Here is a 19,748-nt window from a genome sequence, read left to right on the forward strand (position 1 = left end):
AGAGGTGTGTATATGGCAACAATCAAAGATATAGCAGATTTAGCAGGAGTGTCTAAAACGACGGTTTCCAGAGTATTAAACTTTGACCAGGCGTTATCTGTGAGTGATGAGACCAAGAAAAGGATATTTGAATCTGCAGAAAAATTAGAATATACAAAGTATAAGCGAAACCGAGTCATTGATAAAGGGAAAGTAGCAATTGTTCAATGGATGACAGAAAAAGATGAACTAGATGATGTGTATTATCTTTCTTTAAGAATGAGTGCTGAAAAAAAAATATTGGATGAGGGATATGAGATTGTTCGCTATTTCAAAAATGATGAACTTTTTTTTGATGAGGAAGTTATCGGTATCATTTCTATCGGAGAATGCTCCCCTGAACAACAACAGTCATTAATCGATTTTACAGATAATTTAGTATTTGTTGGAATGGATATTTTATCTGCTAAACATGACTCCGTTTCACTTGATTTTGATCAGGCAGTGAACAGTGTTGTGGACTTTTTTTCTGAAGCTGGTCATAGTATTATTGGCTTTATTGGGGGGCTTGACTATGGAAAAACGCTGTCGACGCATCCAGTTGGCAAGGATAAACGAACAATTGCGTTTGAAAAATATGCAAGCTTGAAGGGTGTCTATACCTCGGAGTATGTATTTCAAGGAGGCTTTGATGTAGAGAGCGGGTATGAAATGATGAAACAAGCGATTCATACCTTCAAAGAGGATTTACCGACCGCCTTTTTTACTGCAAATGATCCCCTTGCTGTGGGTGCATTGCGGGCACTTCAAGAAGAAAGAATAGCTGTCCCGGAAAGAGTGTCATTAATCGGATTTAACGATACAAGTGTCGCAAAGTACGTGTTTCCAACCTTAAGTTCTGTTAGAATTCATACGGAATTAATGGGAGAATCTAGTGTTGAATTGTTGCTTGAAAGATTAGAAACTGAGCGGACAGTGGCGAAAAAACTAATTATTGCGACAGAGCTAAGTTTACGTGGAAGTACAGGAAATTAAAAAGAGAAATAAAAGAGAAGGAATCTAGACTGCGTAAGGGTCTGAGGCCTTCTTTTTTTCTTTTTTAAATAAAGTTCAGTAAATAAATGTAAAAAGTTCACTAAACTTATTGACCTGGCGATTACTTTCGTGTATTCTATGAAATGAATAAAGCGTTTACAATATAGGAGGGAAATTTATGAACCTGAAAAAAATGGTAAGTGGAGCTTTAGGAGTATTGTTGATTGTTGGTTTAGCGGCTTGTGGAGGAGGAGATTCTAAGGCAGAGTCTGCCAAGGAGCTTTCTAAAGAAGCACGTGTGGAAAAAGCAAGTATTGAGGTTTATGTACCACAAGGAAAGAATACAGATTACTTGCAAAAATCTATTGAGCTGTACAATAAAAAATACAACACCGAGTTAGAATTAAAACCGGTGGATGTTGCTCCCGCAATTCCAATGGTCCAAAAAGTGACACCTAAATTAGTTGCGAATGAAAAAATGCCGGATTTGATTTTCTTACAGGATAGTAATGCTGGTTCAGTTTTTGAAAAGTTTGAAGATTTGTTTTACTCTTCTGAAGATTTCGGATTTGTCAAAGAGTATGGCGATGACTTTTACAGTGCAAAAATGAACATGCTTGGAAATGTTGCTCCTTCTAAAAAAGTGTATGGTTTCCCGAATGACTGGGGAAATGCCTCTATGTTTTATAATGAAGCCGCTTTTAAAGAAGCTGGAGTGGATATGACAAAAGTGAAAAATTGGGATGAATTAATTGAAGCTGGGAAAAAACTGAAAGAAAAAACAGGTAAAAAACTATTATTCATGAGAGATACAGGCGAGTTAGACTTGGTAAAATATCTGACAGAGCAACAAGGCACTTCTTTATTTGATAAAGAAGGAAATCTGAACTTATTGGACGATTCAGTTAAAAAATCTTATGAAATCATTCAAAAACTCCAAGATGAAGATTTAGTTGCTTATGGAAACTCAAAAGACTATACAGTCATTGGACAAGATTGCGGTGTAATATTTGCAGGTGGTTGGTTAGCTTCATACCAAGCTGGTGATTACCCAGATGATGAAGGAAAATGGCGCATTGGAGCAATTCCAGCGGTAGATGAAGCGAAAAACTTTTCTCCTATGAGTGGAGGATCAAGCTACTATGTTCCAAAAAATTCGGATAATGCCCTAGCTGCCTTACAATTTATTACATTTGCACTGACTGACAAAGATGCTTTAGATGCGTATATGGAATTAAGCGGATTACCAGCAAATACGACTGCTTACCAAAGCGAAGCAGCGCAAAAAGAATTCCCTTATTACGGCAATCAAAAAATCTTACTCACATTAGATGAAATTAGCAAAAATAGTATTGAAGGATACGCATTCCCGTATTCAGCAGACTTAGACAATTATATTGAAGCTGCAAGTTACGATATCAAAAATAATGGTGTTTCTGTAGAAGAAGCGCTGAAAAAACAAGCAGATGATTTTGCATCAAAATATAATGTAAAAGTAAACAAGTAAATAGGTAAAGTGAGTGAGACAGTTGTCTCACTCACTTATTCACCTTAATCATTCATCCCGAAAACACAGAGGAATGATGAGAAAAGAGCACCTCTAAAAAGAGCGTTTCTTTTAGCAAAAAAGTGAGTATTGCATTTTCAACAGTCTCTAAAAGTGGGGTATCTTTCAAAGAACGTATTTTATCCTACTGCTTATTTCAAACCGAAGAGGGGTACAAACAATGGAACAACGAAAGAAGAAAAAAGGAATTACAAATTATTCGCGTGCAGCTTATATTATGCTAGTGCCTTTTTTAGCACTTTTTATCATTACTTTATTAATCCCTGCCGTTATGTCATTAGGATTTAGTTTTTCAAATGTCTCAACATCAATTGATTTTGTGGGCCTAGATAACTTTATTGCTATTTTTAAAGATCCATTATTCTTTAAATCTTATTTCAATGTGTTTATCTTTATGGTCTTTTCCATTCCGATTACTATTTTTTTAGCACTTATTTTTTCAGTTTTATTAAACAAACCGACGATTAAAGGGAGAGGCTTCTTTCGAACTGTGTATTACTTACCAGCAATCACTTCTATCGTCGCTGTATCCTCAGTATTTTTAACTTTTTATAATCCAACAGGACTATTTAACTCTGTTTTGGTTACTTTGGGGATGGAACCAGTTCCTTGGTTAACAGATCCTTTTTGGGCACGAGTATCAATTATCATTATTTCAGTTTGGCTGAATGTGGGGTATTATACGGTGTTGTTTTTAGCCGGACTACAAAATATTTCCTCCGAAATCTATGAAAGTGCGGATATTGATGGCGCAAACAGTATTCAAAAATTCTTTAAAATTACTATTCCGTTGTTAAAACCAGTTGTCTTGATGGGAATGATTTTATCAACAATCAACGGATTAGGTGCATTTGAAGTCCCTAATATTTTATTTAAAAATGGTTTTGGTCCTGAATCATCTGCAGTAACTGTAGGTGTGAATTTGTATAAAACAAGTTTTGAGATGGTTGATTTCGGAAAAGCGTCTGCAATTGCCTGGACAATGGTGATTATTGCAGCAATCTTATCTATCGTTCAATTCATAGTAGGAGGAAAAAATAATGAAGCGTAAATTAAACCCATTACTTATCTATTTTATTTTATTGGTAGGTCTAGTTATTTTTTCATTGCCGTATATTTATATGTTGATAGCCTCTACCCAATCAAATGACGTTATTTTAGGGGAAAAAATTAATTTTACAATTGGTCCTCACTTTTTAAAGAATATTAAAGAAGTGCAAGAAAAGTATGACTATATTCGTGTGTTAATTAATTCTGCTGTTATTACGATTATAGGAACAGCAGTTTCCACATTGGTGACCACTCTTGCAGGTTATGTAATGGCAAAATACCGGTTCAAAGGTAGTCAGCTGATTTTTAATCTAGTGATGATTTCCAGAATGATTCCCGGATTTGCAACACTTATCCCTACATTCTATATCTTAAGTAAGTTTGGGTTGACCAATACATTTGCCGGAGTGATTATTCCAAGCGTTGCATCTACTACTTCTGTCTTTATGATGCGGCAATACGCGCAGCAATTTCCTAATGAATTAATGGAGGCTTCTAGAATTGATGGAGCGAGTGAATGGACAATATTTTGGAAGATTGCTGTTCCTGTGTTGACGCCAAGTATTATTACCACTGCGCTGCTTACCTTTATGGGGTATTGGAATTCTTACTTAATTCCGTTGATTGTTCTATCAGATTCCAAAAAATTTACGATTCCTTTAGTCATTCAAAATATGACACAAAACAATTATGATCCGCTAAATTATGGCGCATTAATGGCAATTTTAGCAACATCGGTTCTTCCGATTGTTTTACTGTACATGTTTTTACAATCCAAGTTTAAATCAAATGGTCTAGATTCAGCAATCAAGTAGAGCAGGAGGAGCAGCAGGATGAATTTTGAGATAAAAGAAGAATTCTATATTGACAATCAGGCGGTAAAAATAATTTCGGGTGCCGTTCATTATTTTAGAATCCCGCCAACACAGTGGAAACAAACACTATATAATTTAAAGGCCATGGGGTGTAATTGCGTTGAAACTTACGTACCATGGAATCTACATGAGCCTCAAAAAGGAGTATTTGATTTTTCAGGATTAGCTGATATAACCAAATTTTTAGATAGTGCACAAGAGCTTGGATTATATGTCATTGTGCGGCCTAGCCCGTACATTTGTGCAGAATGGGATTTTGGCGGGTTACCAGCGTGGTTATTAGCGACTGACGGAATGAGAATTCGCAGTCAGCATCCAGACTATCTTGGGGCAGTTTCAGACTATTATGAAGTATTATTGCCTAAATTAATCCCTTATCAGTTCACGCAGGGCGGAAATCTTTTGATGGTTCAGGTGGAAAATGAATATGGCTCATATGGAGAAGATAAAACCTATTTAAAATTTTTGGTAAAAGAACTTCGCAAATATCTAGACATTCCATTATTCACCTCTGATGGCGGCTGGAAAGAAGTGTTAGATGCAGGCACTTTGCCAGAAGAAGGGATTTTTGCAACGGCTAATTTTGGTTCAGATGCAAAAGAAAACTTTAAGTGGCTGAAAGCCTATCAAGATAAGCATAATATACGCGCACCTTATATGTGTATGGAATTTTGGGACGGCTGGTTTAACTCTTGGCAAAAACCAATTATCAAAAGGGAGCCAAATGAAACAGCAGAAGAAGTGCGAAGCGTACTGAAAAAAGGAAGCATTAATTTTTATATGTTCCAAGGCGGAACAAATTACGGGTTTTACAATGGGTGTTCTGATGCGGGAGAAAAAAATGAACCTCAGATAACCTCGTATGATTATGATGCCTTATTAACAGAATGGGGTGCACCCACAGAAAAATATTTCGCGATTCAAAAGGTTATCAAAGAAGAGGTTCCTGCGGCAGAAATAAGTGTCCCTACCTATCCAAAAATGACTGCTTTAGGTACTTTTCCTGTTCAAGAAAGTGTAGGACTATTTTCAGTTTTAGAAGAGATAAGTGAACCATTCATGAATGATTATACTTTGCCGATGGAGAAAGTAAACCAAAATTATGGGTACACATTATATCGAAGTCAGCTACAAGAAAAGCGATTTATTCCTAAATTGAAAGTAGTAGATGCTTTGGATCGGATACAATTTTTTGTGAACCAAGAATTTATCGCTACGCAATATCAAGAAGATGTAGGTAAAGAGATTTCTGTAGAATTAACAAAAGAAGAAAATGAGCTAAGTCTCTTAGTTGAAAATATGGGCAGAAATAATTATGGGCCTAAGTTAGTCGCTGACACACAGAGAAAAGGAATTCGTGGAGGCGTAATGGAGGATATTCATTATCTCTCAGACTGGGCGCATTATCGCTTAGAATTTTTACCAGAACAGCTAGCTAAAATTGATTTTTCTAAGCCTTCAAATGAAGCTACGCCAAGCTTTTTCAAAGTGGAGATAGAGCTGGAGGAGACAATCAATACCTTTTTAGACTGTAGTAAGTTTGGAAAAGGGGTTGTATTTGTTAATGGTCAAAATATGGGGCGTTACTGGAAAGAAGGACCAGTAAAAACATTGTATATTGCTGATTATTTTTGGAAAAAAGGACGAAATGAATTGATTATTTTTGAAACAGAAGGAATAGCGATTCAGCAAATCGACTTGATAGAAGAACCAATAATGGAGTAAAGCCATGAAAAATGAGTATAAAGGATTCTTTAATTGTACAACCAAAGAAGAGCTACAAATCTTTAAAAGAGAGTTGTGGACAACGTATCCAGAAGATTGTAATGCGCTTATTAAGAGAAGTCAGCGGTTTGTTTCAGGCTGTTATTATTTTGATAATGATTGGGATATGGAGAAGACGCAGGTTCCTGTCTATTGGAATTTGGAAGAGATTCAGTGGGGAACGAGTCCAAATGACGATATGGAGTGGAACTACATGTTAAATCGTCATCGTTTTTTAGTAGATATTGCGATAGCTTATCTATTAACCGATGACGACAGCTATCAACAGTATTTAGAACAGTTTTTGCAAGCTTTTTGCAAAGCGAATCCTTTGACTGAAGAAACAAAAAGGTACAGTTGGCGAACAATTGATGTGGGCCTACGTTTAATTAATTGGCTGAAAATTTTTGAAATCCATCGTTTTCTTCCTCTCTTTTCTGAACAGCTGTCAGCAGTTCTTGTCACAGCGATTGAAAATCAAGCACGCTATATTTATGAAAACCTATCTGTCGAAAGAGGACAAAGCAACTGGCAGATATTAGAAATTGCAGGTTTATATGGGACGAGTATTGCTTTTTCATCATTTTCTGACAGTCAAAAATGGGAGAGCGAGAGTCTCATTTATCTGGAGAAATCATTAGCACTTCAAGTAGAAGAAGATGGCATGCAACGAGAACAGTCATTTACGTATCATAATGAAGTGCTGCTTTGTATGCTGGAAATCATTCAACTAGGTCAGCGTGAGGAAAGAAGAGTACCTGTGAGTATCATCCATTATGCGAAAAAGTTGGCAAAAGCTGCAAGTATATTTGTTCAACCGAATGGAAAACAACCTGCTTATGGAGACAGTGACATAGAAGATATGACGGGTATTCTTCAGTACGCAGAAGCAATGTTGACGCAGACAGCTGATGAAGCAGCAGAGCCTGTTTATTTTGCTAAGTTATCTTTAGGTAGAGGGCACTTTTCTGTGAGTAATCAATTTTTAGTCCAAGCGGCAACACACTATTTTCATCAAGCAGGCATCATGATTCATAAAAATCCTAGGGACTATCATCTATTTAAATGTGGACCATTAGGCGGCGGACATGGTCATGACGATTTACTTCATTTTTCTCTTTCTCATGAGGGGAAAGAGATATTAATTGATTCAGGTCGTTACAGCTACGTTGTAAGTAAAAATAGATTAGCATTTAAAGCAGCAAGTGCACATAATACAACGATTGTCGATCATCAGAATTTTCATCAACATCAAGATGCGTGGGATAGCACGAGAGTAGCAACACCTATCAATCAGCGTTTGATTGAGAAAAAAGGAATCCAACTTTTTGAAGGTGGACATTTAGGGTATTTTTATTTGCCAGATCCAGTCTATGTAAATCGAAAGCTCATTCATTTTCCAGAAGGATTCAGTATAATTAGTGATACGTATATTTGTCAAAAAGCTCATGAGATTGAGACATTTTTTCATTTTGATTCAACGGATTTATGCATGTGTGAGCAAGCGTTTAGTTCAACGGAGTTAGGCTATAACTTAATCAGTTTGGATAAAGAAGCTCAATTAGAAGTGAAAGAACAGTTAGTCTCTTCGGTATATAATGAGAAAAGAGCTATTAAATGTGGAATCATAAAAAGGTGCATCAGCAAATCTGCGGTAAGCACCTACATCCTTTCACCAAAAGAGGTTGTCAAAGAAGTTGAACGAATCCCAGTCTATTCTGATGGAATAAAGTTAGGTGAAGATGTGGTAGAGGCGGTAAAAATTCACCTGCAAAACGGCAAAAAAATAGTGGTCATTAACCAACATCAGGAACCAGACAATGGAAGAAGAGCCTACTTAGTTGAAGGAAACTATTACTATGGGCGAGTAATTGTTCTAACAGAGTCAGACCAAATTGTCTTATATTAACGAAGGAGAAGGATATGTTAACAAAATCAGAGATTCAGCAGGAAATAGAATACGTCTATAAAAAAATATTAGAAAATCTGACATTATTTGAAACAAAAGTACCAAGTGCAGTCTCTACAAATTACATCTATCCTGCGGTAGAAAATGAAGATTGGACAGATGGATTTTGGATTGGCATGTTACATTTAGCACAAAATTTCCGGCCAGATGAACGAATTCAAAGAGTTATTACGAAACAATTAGCTGTTTTTAAGCAACGGCTGGATGATGAAATTGTCTTAAATCACCATGATATTGGCTTTTTATATTCATTATCTGCGGTTGCTGATTATAGAGAAAACAAAACTGAATCCTCTAGAGAGCTAGCGATACGTGCAGCAGACGTTTTGATGCGTCGATATGATGAGACGGCTAAAATTTTTCAGGCATGGGGCGATGTCTCTGATAAAGAACAACAAGGCCGTATGATTATTGACTGCAACATGAATCTGCCGCTTTTATACTTTGCCTCTGATGAAACGGGGAATCCTATTTATCGGCAAGCCGCAGAAAATCATGTAAAACGTGCGCAGAATTATCTAATTCGAGAGGATTATTCTACTTTCCACACATTTTATATGGATATTGAAACAGGCAAGCCGCGTTATGGGGCAACTGCACAGGGATTTTCAGATGATTCTTGCTGGGCAAGGGGACAAGCATGGGGGATTTACGGTTTTCCTATCAGCTTCACCCATACAGGAGATTCTTCATTGCTGGAGTCTGCCGCTCATCTAGCTGATTATTATTTAACACATTTGCCTGCTGATAAGATTGCCTATTGGGATTTGATTTTTCAAGAAGGAACGACAGAGCAAAGAGACACCTCTGCTTCAGCGATAGCTGTTTGCGGACTGCTGGAGCTGGCAAAACATCTGCCGCTTACGGATAAACGAAGAACGCACTATGAGCAAGAAGCACAAGCTATTTTAAGTAGCTTACGAACATACACGACAAAGGACTATCCAGAATCAAATGGCTTATTAGTGCAAGGGGTATATTCAAAGCCGGGAGGTACTGGAATTGACGAATGTACGACATGGGGCGATTATTTTTATTTTGAAGCGTTAATACGAATGTATAAAAGCTGGGCCACTTACTGGTAGGAGGAAAAAATATGAAATTGCATTATTTAGGGACTGCAGCAGCAGAAAGAGTCCCTGGCATTTTTTGTAATTGCCGCGTTTGTAATTATGCGCGTGAAAAAGGTGGACGAGAGCTTCGGACACAGACGCAGACAATGATTGATGATGGCGATTTACTCATTGATTTTCCCGGAGATAGTTATCTACACCTGCGGGAACATAATTTGAACTTTAATGATATTGAACACTTACTGATTACCCATTGGCACAGTGATCATTTTTATGCAGAAGATTTAGCTTTTCGAATGGGACCTTATGCGAATGATTTAGAGAAAAAGCTGACGGTTTACGGGAATAAAACAGTACGACAATTTTTTGATCGTGCATTTGACCTTGAGGAGATGACAGATGTTGAGCGAATTGACTTTAAGGAATTGGCTCCTTTTGAAAGGTATCTGATTGGAAAGTATACAGTATATACGTTGCCGGCAGTTCATGGAAAACAAGAGAATGATTGCTTCATTTATGTGATTGAACGGGATGGAAAACGTTTGTTTTATACACATGATACGGGATTTCCTTCAGAAGAGGTTCTCGATTATTTGGAAGCAAATCAGTTAAAAATTGATGCGATTTCTCTTGATTGTACAGGGCAAGGATTAGACTATGTAGGTGGCGTTCATATGAATATCCATGAAAATCTGCGTTTAATTGAAGCGTTGAAAAAAAGATCTTTATGCGATGAAAAAACAATTAATATCATCAGCCATTTTTCACATAATGGCGGGATGACCTATGAAGAAATGAAGGATATGGCAGATGAGTATCAATTGATAACAGCCTATGATGGAATGACCATTGAGATTTAACAGGGGTGAAGGATATGGTAACTGTAAAAGAAATGTCTGAAGTTCGTCCAGAAAAAAGACAAGTAGCATGGCAAGCGCTAGAATTCTACGGTTTCATTCATTTTGGTATGAATACAATGACCGATAGAGAATGGGGTGCTGGGGATGAACCATTATCACTTTTTAATCCGGAAAGTTTAGATTGTCATCAATGGGTCAAGTCCCTAAAAAAATCTGGGATGAAGGGCATTATCCTCACTTGTAAACATCATGATGGTTTTTGTTTATGGCCCAGCGAAACAACCAAATACACCGTAGCTAATACCCCTTGGAAAGAGGGAAATGGGGACATAGTGAAGGAATTCTCTATAGCTTGCCAATCAGAAGGGCTAAAATTTGGTATCTATCTGTCTCCTTGGGATCGAAATGCTGCTTCTTATGGAACTGGACCAAGCTACGATGATTTATATGTAGCACAGCTTACGGAACTATTAACAAATTACGGAGATGTATTTGAGGTATGGTTTGACGGCGCAAATGGAGAAGCGCAAGGAAAACAGCAGCGCTATCAATGGGCGCGCTATTTTTCCTGTGTACGTCAGCTTCAACCTAATGCGGTAATGGCTATCTGTGGACCAGATGTACGTTGGATTGGAAATGAGGCAGGAGAAACGCGTCCAAATGAATGGAGTGTTGTACCAAAAAGCCTGACATTTGCTGAACGAACAATAGAAAAATCACAAAAAACAGAGGATGGGATTTTTGGGCAAGCAACTTCTTCAGATATGGATTTGGGAAGTCGAGAAGTACTGGAAAATACGAACGAATCTTTAATCTGGTATCCAGCAGAGGTCAACACCTCTATTCGACCGGGCTGGTTCTATCATGCGCACGAGGATGACCAAGTTAAGAGTAGTGAAGAATTATTTTCAATTTATAAAAAATCAGTAGGAGGAAATGCAACGTTTCTTTTAAATGTTCCGCCTATGAAAAAAGGGTTAATTTCTCCTGTTGACCAAAAGGTGTTGACAGAACTTGGAAAGAAGATTGATAAACTATCGGATACAACACTCCTCTGCTCAGCAACTATCCGTGTGAATGAATTTATACAAGAAGAAGAGACGTACAGATATGTGGAAAATCACCATGATTCAAAAAATCCTGCTGAGATAACCATAAGTTGGTCGGCAGAAGAAGAAGTGAGTGGGCTCATTTTACAAGAAGATATTACTCAAGGGCAACAGGTAGAAGGGTATGAAATTTTAGTGAATCAACAGGAAAAGGAACATTGTGTCTACAAAGGACAATTAATAGGCGCTAAAAAAATCCTAACTTTCCCTAAAATGATGACTAATAAGCTCACTATTCGAATAACGAAAGTGAGAGGAAACTATACAATAAAAGGATTGAATGTGATTAGCGAAGGATAGCTAGTTACAGAAAAAAACAATCAAACAAAAAGAGAGGTACTCAGTCAAGAATAGGCTGACTATCTCTCTTTTTTTGTATGGAAAGGATTTTTAATGAGAGGAAGTAGTTGTTTAAGTTGCATTTAAAAACGCGACAATTTGTTGATAAACCGCGAGTGTTTCACTAGTCACGGCTCTATCAAAATCGTGCAGATTTCCATTAATGGAAATCAGCTGGCTGTTTGGAATCAACTCGGATGCTTTTTTAGAGAGTCGATAGGGAACATCAGGATCATTCAACGAGTGGAGAAGCAAAGTTGGCGGAAACGTCATCAAGTCAGTATCAGTTAAAGAAAAGTACTCTCTTTTATCGTGAGTTGTTAAATAGTTCAGCCAGTTTCCACTTTGGCGACTAGACAAATAGATTGGGAAACGTTTATTCATATTTCCGTGAGTTAAAGGGGCTGTCCCAATAAAAGATTCTACCGCTGTTGAAGAAACAAACGGATAGCTTAAATAAAAAGGAGCGGGCAAAGAAAATTCAGGTAACGTTAATTGATAGTATCCATAGAAGGAAAGAAAAGACTGTGGTTCAAATCCTTGCCGAATGAGATAATAAGCTAAATAGGAGCCAGCAGAACGTCCCATGAAATGGTAGGTTTTGACTTGAAATTGTTTTAATAAATGGAACAAACTTTCAGTCAATACCTCTAAAATAGTTGTTAATTGGGACTCAGGTGCTAAAAGATAGTCAATCGCTAAAAAGTGGTAACCGCTGTTTACTAGTAAGGAAATGTAGTCATCAGGAAGATCGTCTCGTTGCCCAAAAAGTAAGCCGCCCCCATGAAAATAAATGATGATTGGCGCATCCGTCAGGTCTGAGGGATAGAAACTATAATTTATAGGAAGCTCTTTATACTTAGATATTTGTGAAATAATTTTTTTCATTTTTTTTAAAACCTCTCTATTCCAGTATTCTCTCTCTAGTATACGAATAAAAAAAATAAAATTATGTCACAAACTTACAAAAAATACCTAATTTTTGTTTATATTGTACAATGAAATATCTATTGGCAACCGCTTACAATAGATTTGTGAAAAAGAACGGAGGAATGAAGAAATGGACTTAGCAAATACATTAAAACGCAGAATTGAGGAACTGTCATCAATTGGGAACGATCCTACAGGTGGAATGACGCGCCTGCTTTATACAGATTCATGGAAAGCTGCACAAAATTGGGTAGTTGAAGAGCTGCAGTCATTTGGAATGGAGACAGCTTTTGATGAGGTCGGAAATTTATTTGGACGTAAAGAAGGTTCGGAAAGCAAAAAAACAATCCTGTCTGGTTCGCATATTGATACAGTGGTTAATGGTGGAACACTCGATGGTCAATTTGGTGTGATTGCTGCGATGACAGCGATGGAATATTTAATCGACACATATGGCCAGCCGAAAAAAGCATTGGAAGTGATTTCAATGGCAGAAGAAGAGGGCAGTCGTTTTCCTACCGTATTTTGGGGAAGTAAAAACTTTGTAGGAGAAGCGATAAACAAAGATGTTGAAGGAATTGTTGACTCTAATGGAGCCGAATTCGTTTCTGAAATGCGTCGACAAGGATTTGATTTTAAAGAAAAGCAAACGCGTCGGGAAGATATTGATGCATTTGTAGAAATCCATATTGAACAAGGAAATGTTTTAGAAAATGAAGGGTTACAAATTGGTGTGGTAAACAATATTGCAGGTCAACGTCGTTACACAGTAGTTTTAAAAGGACAAGCCAATCATGCAGGAACGACACCTATGGGCTATCGACATGATGCAGTTTATGGATTTGCAAAGATTTGTCATGAGTCAATTGAAAAGGCAAAAGCTGTAGGAGACCCACTGGTTTTAACTTTTGGAAAGGTTGAGCCAAAGCCAAATACAGTGAATGTCGTTCCAGGAGAAGTTCTATTTACCATAGATTGCCGTCATACTGATGCGGATGAATTAGTTCGTTTTACAACGGACTTGGAAAAGAGAATTGAAGAAATTTCTCAGGAGTTAGGACTGACTGCTGAAGTAGATTTATGGATGGATGAAGCACCAGTCCCAATGAATGATCAGATTGTTTCAACAATCGAAGCGCAGGCAAAAAAAGGAGACTACAGCTATAAAATGATGCACAGTGGTGCTGGGCATGATTCACAAGTGATTGCACCGCACTATCCAACAGCAATGATTTTCGTGCCAAGTATTAACGGGATTAGCCATAATCCAGCAGAAGAAACAAAATTTGAAGACTTAGTTGAGGGCGTGAAAATCTTAGCAGATACCCTCTATGAGCTAGCTTATTAATAAAATTAGAGAAGAAAATGTGAGGTAAGAGATATGGGCTATAAAAATGAACGAATGGGCTATTCAAACGACTTATTACAATCACGCGGAGTGATTAAAAAAGGGAATTTTGCATTAATTCCACATGATGGACTGGTAAAAAATACTGTTCCTGGGTTTGTGAACTGTGATTTATCGATTCTAGGTTCTCCACAGTTAGGTGCAGGCTTTGTTGATTATATTATTACATTTCATAAAGATGGCGGACAAGAAACAGGATTTGGCGGACAAGGGATTCAAACACTGGTTTATGTGATTTCTGGAAAGTTAGTGGTTACAGACGGAAAAGAAGAACATACTTTGGAAGCTGGCGGATATGCATATTACCCAGAAGGGGTAAAAATGTTTATGAAAAATGGACAAGCAGAAGATACAGAAGTCTTCTTATATAAGAAACGATATGAAGCACTTGAAGGTTATGAGGCACATAAAGTGGTCAATTCTATTCATCAGTTAGAGCCAATTGAATATGAAGGAATGAAAGATGTTCTGTTGTGGGATCTTTTACCAAAAGATTTAGGCTTTGATATGAACATGCATATTTTATCTTTTGAACCTGGAGCTAGTCACGGATACATCGAAACTCATGTACAAGAACATGGGGCGTATCTTTTAAGCGGACAAGGGATGTATAACTTAGATAATCAGTGGTACCCAGTTGAAAAAGGGGACTATATCTTTATGGGAGCGTATGTTCAACAGGCAGCTTATGCAGTAGGACGTGGAGAACCACTTGCTTATGTATATTCAAAAGACTGCAATCGCGATCCACAGCTATAATTAAGAACTTGTGCAGCCGAGAAAACGGCTAAGTATAAATTAGGAGTAATCATATGATTGAAGAAACAGCGATAGTAACAGTTGAGCCCAATAAATTGCTTCAACTGATTAAAGAAAAATTAATGGCTGCTGGCTTAAAAGAAGCACACGCCCAAGAAACAGCGAAACACTTGGTGTTTGCTGACGCTTGCGGGATTCACTCTCACGGGGCTGTGCGAGTAGACTATTACGCAGAACGCATCGCAAAAGGTGGCGTAACGATTGAACCAGAGATCGTTTTTGAAAAAACCGGCGCATCTACAGGAATTGTTCATGGTGATAATGGGGTCGGACAGTATGTTTGTGATGAAGCGTTGAAGTATGCAATAGACTTAGTACAGGAATCAGGGTTAGCTTTGGTAGGCGTATCTCGTACAAGTCACAGTGGTGCACTATCTTATTACGTAAAAAAAGCAGCTGAGAAAGGCTATCTGGCATTAGCCATGTGCCAGTCAGATCCTATGGTTGTTCCATTTGGCGGCAAACAAACATATTTTGGAACGAACCCAATTGCTTTTTCTGCCCCTAGAAAAGGGAGTAACCCCATTGTTTTTGATATGGCGACGACCGTTCAAGCATGGGGAAAAATCCTAGATGCACGTTCAAAAAACAAAGAAATTCCTGATACATGGGCAGTAGATGCAGAAGGAAACCCGACAACCAACCCGCACAATGTCAATGGACTCTTACCTATCTCAGGACCTAAAGGTTACGGATTGATGATGATGGTAGATATACTAGCTGGTACGTTATTAGGCTTGCCTTTTGGAAAACATGTCTCCTCCATGTACGCAGATTTAACAGAAAAAAGAAATTTAGGACAAATCTATTTGCTGATTGATCCAGCACGTTTTACCGATTCTGAAGTCTTTAAAGAAAATATTGATAAGATGGTGGATGAATTACATGAAATCGAGCCAGCTAAAGGATTCGACCAAGTATATTATCCAGGAGAACTAAGTCAGACTCGTTACGACAAATATATGGCTGAAGGAATTCCTATTGCTGCATCTATTTATGACTACTTAGTAAGTGATACAGTTCATTTTAATCAATATGGTGGTAAAGGTGCGTTTGCTGAATAAAGAAGAAAGTGAGTGAATCCAAGAATGATTCATACAATTATTGAAAAAAATAGTTATCAAGATTCGATTGTTCTCATGCTTTTAACGAATCACTTAGAAGAAATGGAAGGTGTTACCAGTGTCTCCGTTATGATGGGAACGCCTGCAAATAAAGATATTTTTAAGACGGGTGGTTTATACACAGAGGAGCTTGAGACAGCAACACCAAATGATATGGTGATTGTAGCAGATGTGGAAAATACCTCAATTATTGACGAACTTGTAAATGAAGCAAAAAATTACTTAGAAATACAAGCAAGTAAAAATAAAAGTGAAACCACTGAGGAGCGGGTAAAAACCTGGGACAAGGCTTATAGCTTAGGAGAAGAAGCCGCAGTTTCTATTTTATCAATTCCTGGCACTCACGCAGCATTGGAAATTGAAAAAGCGTTGGATGCAGGAAAGCATGTTTTCTGTTTTAGCGACAATGTTTCAATTGAAGATGAACGACGCTTGAAAAAACAAGCGCACGATCAAGGGTTGCTTTTAATGGGACCTGATTGCGGAACGGGTATTATTAATGGAATCCCGCTAGCATTTACGAATGCAGTTAGAAAAGGAAATATTGGGGTGATTGGTGCCTCTGGAACAGGGATTCAAGAAGTGACAACCATTATTCATCGACTAGGCGCGGGCGTTACTCATGCGATAGGCACGGGTGGTCGTGACTTAAAAGAAGAAATCGGCGGAACGACGTTCAAAGACAGTATTTCTTTATTAGAAAGAGATCCCGATGTGAAAGTGATTGTGGCTATTTCTAAACCACCAGCAGCTTCTATTCGTGATGAAGTCTTAGACTTATTAAGAGCAAGCACAAAGCCTGTCGTGACGATTTTTCTAGGAGAGAATCCAGACTATCATGAAGAAGGCTTATTCCATGCACATACGTTAGAAGAAACGGCACGAATTGCAGTGGCTTTATTAAACGGAGAGAATCCAGCAACACTTAAAGAGAAGGTATCGGCTGTTCCTAAAATAGAATTAGCTACTGATCAGCAAACGATTAAAGGATTTTATTCTGGTGGAACATTGGCTTATGAAGCAGGAATGTTGATTAAAGAAGCGTTTCAGCTGAAATCAGCAAGTCCGTCAGAAGGGTTTATCCTTCAAGCTAATGGACATGAAGTGATTGATTTAGGGGATGACGTGTATACAAATGGAAAACCGCATCCAATGATTGATCCAACTATACGTAAAGAAATGCTTTCATCAGCAGGACAAGATAAAACGACAGCAGTTATTTTGTTGGATGTTGTTTTAGGGTACGGTGCTCATGAAGATATGGCAAGTGAGCTTGCACCAACCATTAAGAAAATTCAAAAGGATGCATTGGAAGAGGGACGTCAGCTTACTGTTATCGGTACGATTGTAGGTACGGATGAAGATCCTCAAAATATGCAGGAGCAGCAACGGATTTTAGAGGATGCAGGAGTTATTTTGTGTGAGAGTAATGCACAGGCAGTCAAACTAGCATTAGCTATTGTGGGGCATCCAATCACTGAACAAGTGAAAGTCGTAAAAGAAAAAGAAGCAACGAATACTGAAATTCCAAAAATATCAGAAAGTTTAAGACAGTTATTGCATGCAGATAAATTTATTAATATTGGATTAAGCAGTTTTACAAGAGCTATTACAGACTATGGAGCAAAAGTCGTTCAGTATGACTGGCAACCTGTAGCAGGAGGGAATATTGAACTCCAAAAAGCACTTCAATATTTAAAAAAAGTTTCACTGAAAGCTGAGGTATAACGATGGTTTATCAAACAATTAATGAAGCGAATCAAGCAGTAGTTGCTAAAATTATTGCCGGTTCACCGTTCTTATTAGATGTTGTTCCAGCAAAAGAGGTTATTGAACCATTACGCACAGGTAAGGTCCTTCTTCATGCAGGCCCTCCCATTACGTATGACAAAATGGTAGATCCAATTCAAGGAGCCTGTGTAGGTGCTGTGTTATTTGAGGGTTGGGCAAAAGACGAGGATGATGCTCGTGAATTGCTGGCTAATGGCGAGGTAGAATTAATTCCTTGTCACCATGTGGATGCAGTAGGTCCAATGGGAGGAATTACATCAGCGAATATGGCAGTGCTTGTTGTTGAAAATAAAGATGAAAACAATCGTGCGTACTGTACGATGAATGAAGGAATCGGAGCGGTTTTAAGATTTGGTGCCTACTCAAATGAAGTAGTCACACGTTTACATTGGATGAAAGATGTATTAGGTCCAACACTAAGTAAAGCATTAAAGAAAAAAGGACCGATAAATATTAATGTACTTGTAGCAAAAGCAATTGCGATGGGCGATGAGTTTCATCAAAGAAATATAGCTGCATCTTTAGCATTTCTAAAAGAAGTGGCACCGACGATTGTTTCATTGGAGGACGTAGAGCAAGAAGAAAAAGAAGCAGTCATTCAATTTTTGGCAGATACAGATCAGTTCTTCTTAAATATCATGATGGCTTCTGCAAAATCTGTTATGGATGGTGCTAGAAAACTTCAAGAAGGAACAGTTGTGACAGCGATGTGTCGTAATGGGTATGAATTTGGTATCCGTATTGCTGGAATGGGCGATCAATGGTTCACAGGTCCTGTAAACACACCTAAAGGATTATATTTTTCAGGTTTCTCTGAATCAGATGCTGCTCCTGATATGGGAGATAGTGCAATTACTGAAACATTTGGTGTAGGGGGAATGGCAATGATTGCTGCTCCTGCAGTTACACGTTTTGTCGGATCAGGTGGTTTTAATGATGCGCTAAACACAAGTGAGGAAATGACAGAAATTACATTAGCGCACAATCCGAACTTTTCGGTACCTACTTGGGATTTCCAAGGAATTACAACAGGAATCGATGCTTGTAAAGTTGTTGAAACAGGGATATTACCTGTCATTAACACAGGAATTGCCAATAAAAAAGCAGGTTTAGGACAAATTGGTGCTGGAACAGTCACTCCACCAATTGAATGCTTTGAAAAAGCAGTGCTTGCTTACGCGAAAAAGTTGGGATTTGAAGGATAAGAAAATGAACGTCTTAGATGGAGTCGCGGACTTAGCTGTATTTCCAAAAGGTTCTTCAAAATGGGAACTTCACAGTAAATTTCATCAAACATTTAATCTGATAAATAAGAGCAATCAGCAGCTATTGCTGGTTGCTCCTGAAAATCAGAGTGTCGTGCCTGGAGGACTCTTTTTACAAGAGAAAGCATTTTTTGAACTGCGCTTGCTTGTTGACACCTTTGAATCTGTAGTGATTGAAAAGCAAACGGTGCGTATAGAGACGAAGAATCAAGTATATGTGATTCACGTTCATGAGGGACCATCAACACGACTTAATTATGAAGGTCAAGCACTTGTTTGTTCGAACCAAGTGCTTCATTTTTTGGAGGGCTTTTCAGAAGTCACAGGATTTGATATTGCGTTGAATCAATTTATTGGAAACCAAGGGATTGGCTTACTGCAGGAGCAAACAAAGAATACTTTGAATACAAAGGACGACTGGATTGATTTTCTTATGGGTCGTGGGCGAGGACTCACGCCATCTGGTGACGATTTTCTTATCGGATGGACGATGGTAGAACAACTATATGGGTCAAATGAACTCGGTCAATCAATAAAAAAAAGACTTGATCAGGTGCTTCAACAAACGACGGATATTAGTCAGCATTATTTACGTTTAGCTAGCAAAGGATATTATGGCATAGATCAGCTAGCGCTAAGTGATGTATTGCAAAAAAAGACAGCAGTCACAAGTTTGCCTATTGTCATTAAAAACATACTCAGTCATGGACATACGTCAGGCTGTGATTTTCTAGCAGGAGTGGTATTTGGACTGAGTCTAAGAAACAAATCGTATTTTAGGGGGAAATGAA

16 protein-coding genes are annotated in these 19,748 nt (G+C 38.0%); 15 read left to right on the plus strand and 1 reads right to left on the minus strand.

From position 1 onward, the window contains the following. Positions 1-12: 12 nt before the first annotated feature. The 9 genes from I589_RS01200 to I589_RS01240 all read left to right on the plus strand — a co-directional run bounded on the left by I589_RS01200 (position 13) and on the right by I589_RS01240 (position 11,581). On the plus strand, positions 13-1,014 hold the full coding sequence (locus I589_RS01200) for a LacI family DNA-binding transcriptional regulator (protein ID WP_010769967.1): 1,002 nt from the start codon (positions 13-15) through the stop codon (positions 1,012-1,014). A 178-nt stretch (positions 1,015-1,192) separates the two neighbouring features. Then, positions 1,193-2,521, plus strand: a complete 1,329-nt coding sequence (locus tag I589_RS01205; protein ID WP_010769966.1) for an ABC transporter substrate-binding protein — start codon at positions 1,193-1,195, stop codon at positions 2,519-2,521. Positions 2,522-2,741: 220 nt separating this feature from the next. Next, a complete protein-coding gene (locus I589_RS01210; protein WP_010769965.1) occupies positions 2,742-3,632 on the plus strand; it encodes a carbohydrate ABC transporter permease in 891 nt (296 codons plus the stop codon). Then, positions 3,622-4,446, plus strand: coding sequence for a carbohydrate ABC transporter permease (locus tag I589_RS01215; RefSeq protein WP_010769964.1), 825 nt, complete (start codon positions 3,622-3,624; stop codon positions 4,444-4,446). Before I589_RS01210 ends, I589_RS01215 begins: the two co-directional genes overlap by 11 nt. A gap of 18 nt (positions 4,447-4,464) precedes the next feature. After that, on the plus strand, positions 4,465-6,231 hold the full coding sequence (locus tag I589_RS01220) for a glycoside hydrolase family 35 protein (RefSeq protein ID WP_010769963.1): 1,767 nt from the start codon (positions 4,465-4,467) through the stop codon (positions 6,229-6,231). 4 nt (positions 6,232-6,235) lie between these two features. After that, positions 6,236-8,179, plus strand: coding sequence for an alginate lyase family protein (locus I589_RS01225; protein ID WP_010769962.1), 1,944 nt, complete (start codon positions 6,236-6,238; stop codon positions 8,177-8,179). Between the two features lie 14 nt (positions 8,180-8,193). After that, complete coding sequence (locus I589_RS01230) at positions 8,194-9,324, plus strand: glycoside hydrolase family 88 protein (RefSeq protein ID WP_010769961.1); 1,131 nt, start codon at positions 8,194-8,196, stop codon at positions 9,322-9,324. 11 nt (positions 9,325-9,335) lie between these two features. Beyond that, on the plus strand, positions 9,336-10,172 hold the full coding sequence (locus I589_RS01235; RefSeq protein ID WP_010769960.1) for an MBL fold metallo-hydrolase: 837 nt from the start codon (positions 9,336-9,338) through the stop codon (positions 10,170-10,172). 14 nt (positions 10,173-10,186) lie between these two features. Further along, positions 10,187-11,581, plus strand: a complete 1,395-nt coding sequence (locus tag I589_RS01240; protein WP_010769959.1) for an alpha-L-fucosidase — start codon at positions 10,187-10,189, stop codon at positions 11,579-11,581. Positions 11,582-11,692: 111 nt separating this feature from the next. Here the strand turns inward: I589_RS01240 and I589_RS01245 are convergent, their stop codons facing one another. After that, complete coding sequence (locus I589_RS01245) at positions 11,693-12,508, minus strand: alpha/beta hydrolase (RefSeq protein ID WP_010769958.1); 816 nt, start codon at positions 12,506-12,508, stop codon at positions 11,693-11,695. Between the two features lie 172 nt (positions 12,509-12,680). Here I589_RS01245 and allC point away from each other — a divergent pair, with 172 nt between their 5' ends. From allC to I589_RS01275, 6 genes are read left to right on the plus strand one after another with little or no spacing between them, the layout of a single operon-like run. After that, positions 12,681-13,898 carry an allantoate deiminase gene (allC, locus tag I589_RS01250; RefSeq protein WP_010769957.1) on the plus strand — a complete coding sequence of 406 codons (1,218 nt, stop codon included), beginning with the start codon at positions 12,681-12,683 and terminating at the stop codon, positions 13,896-13,898. Between the two features lie 33 nt (positions 13,899-13,931). After that, positions 13,932-14,717, plus strand: a complete 786-nt coding sequence (gene allE / locus I589_RS01255) for a (S)-ureidoglycine aminohydrolase (protein ID WP_010769956.1) — start codon at positions 13,932-13,934, stop codon at positions 14,715-14,717. Between the two features lie 53 nt (positions 14,718-14,770). Next, entirely contained in the window at positions 14,771-15,841 is a 1,071-nt protein-coding gene (gene allD, locus I589_RS01260; RefSeq protein WP_010769955.1) for an ureidoglycolate dehydrogenase, read from the plus strand. A gap of 24 nt (positions 15,842-15,865) precedes the next feature. Further along, positions 15,866-17,629: an acyl-CoA synthetase FdrA gene (fdrA, locus tag I589_RS01265; RefSeq protein ID WP_010769954.1), complete on the plus strand. Its 1,764-nt coding sequence runs from the start codon at positions 15,866-15,868 to the stop codon at positions 17,627-17,629. A gap of 2 nt (positions 17,630-17,631) precedes the next feature. Next, the gene (locus tag I589_RS01270; RefSeq protein WP_010769953.1) at positions 17,632-18,897 is read left to right on the plus strand and encodes a YlbE family protein; all 1,266 of its coding nucleotides are present in this window, start codon (positions 17,632-17,634) and stop codon (positions 18,895-18,897) included. Between the two features lie 4 nt (positions 18,898-18,901). Next, a complete protein-coding gene (locus I589_RS01275; RefSeq protein WP_010769952.1) occupies positions 18,902-19,747 on the plus strand; it encodes an oxamate carbamoyltransferase subunit AllH family protein in 846 nt (281 codons plus the stop codon). The last annotated feature ends 1 nt before the right edge of the window (position 19,748 follow it).

The sequence above is a fragment of the Enterococcus phoeniculicola ATCC BAA-412 genome, assembly GCF_000407505.1.
Lineage (GTDB): Bacteria > Bacillota > Bacilli > Lactobacillales > Enterococcaceae > Enterococcus_K > Enterococcus_K phoeniculicola.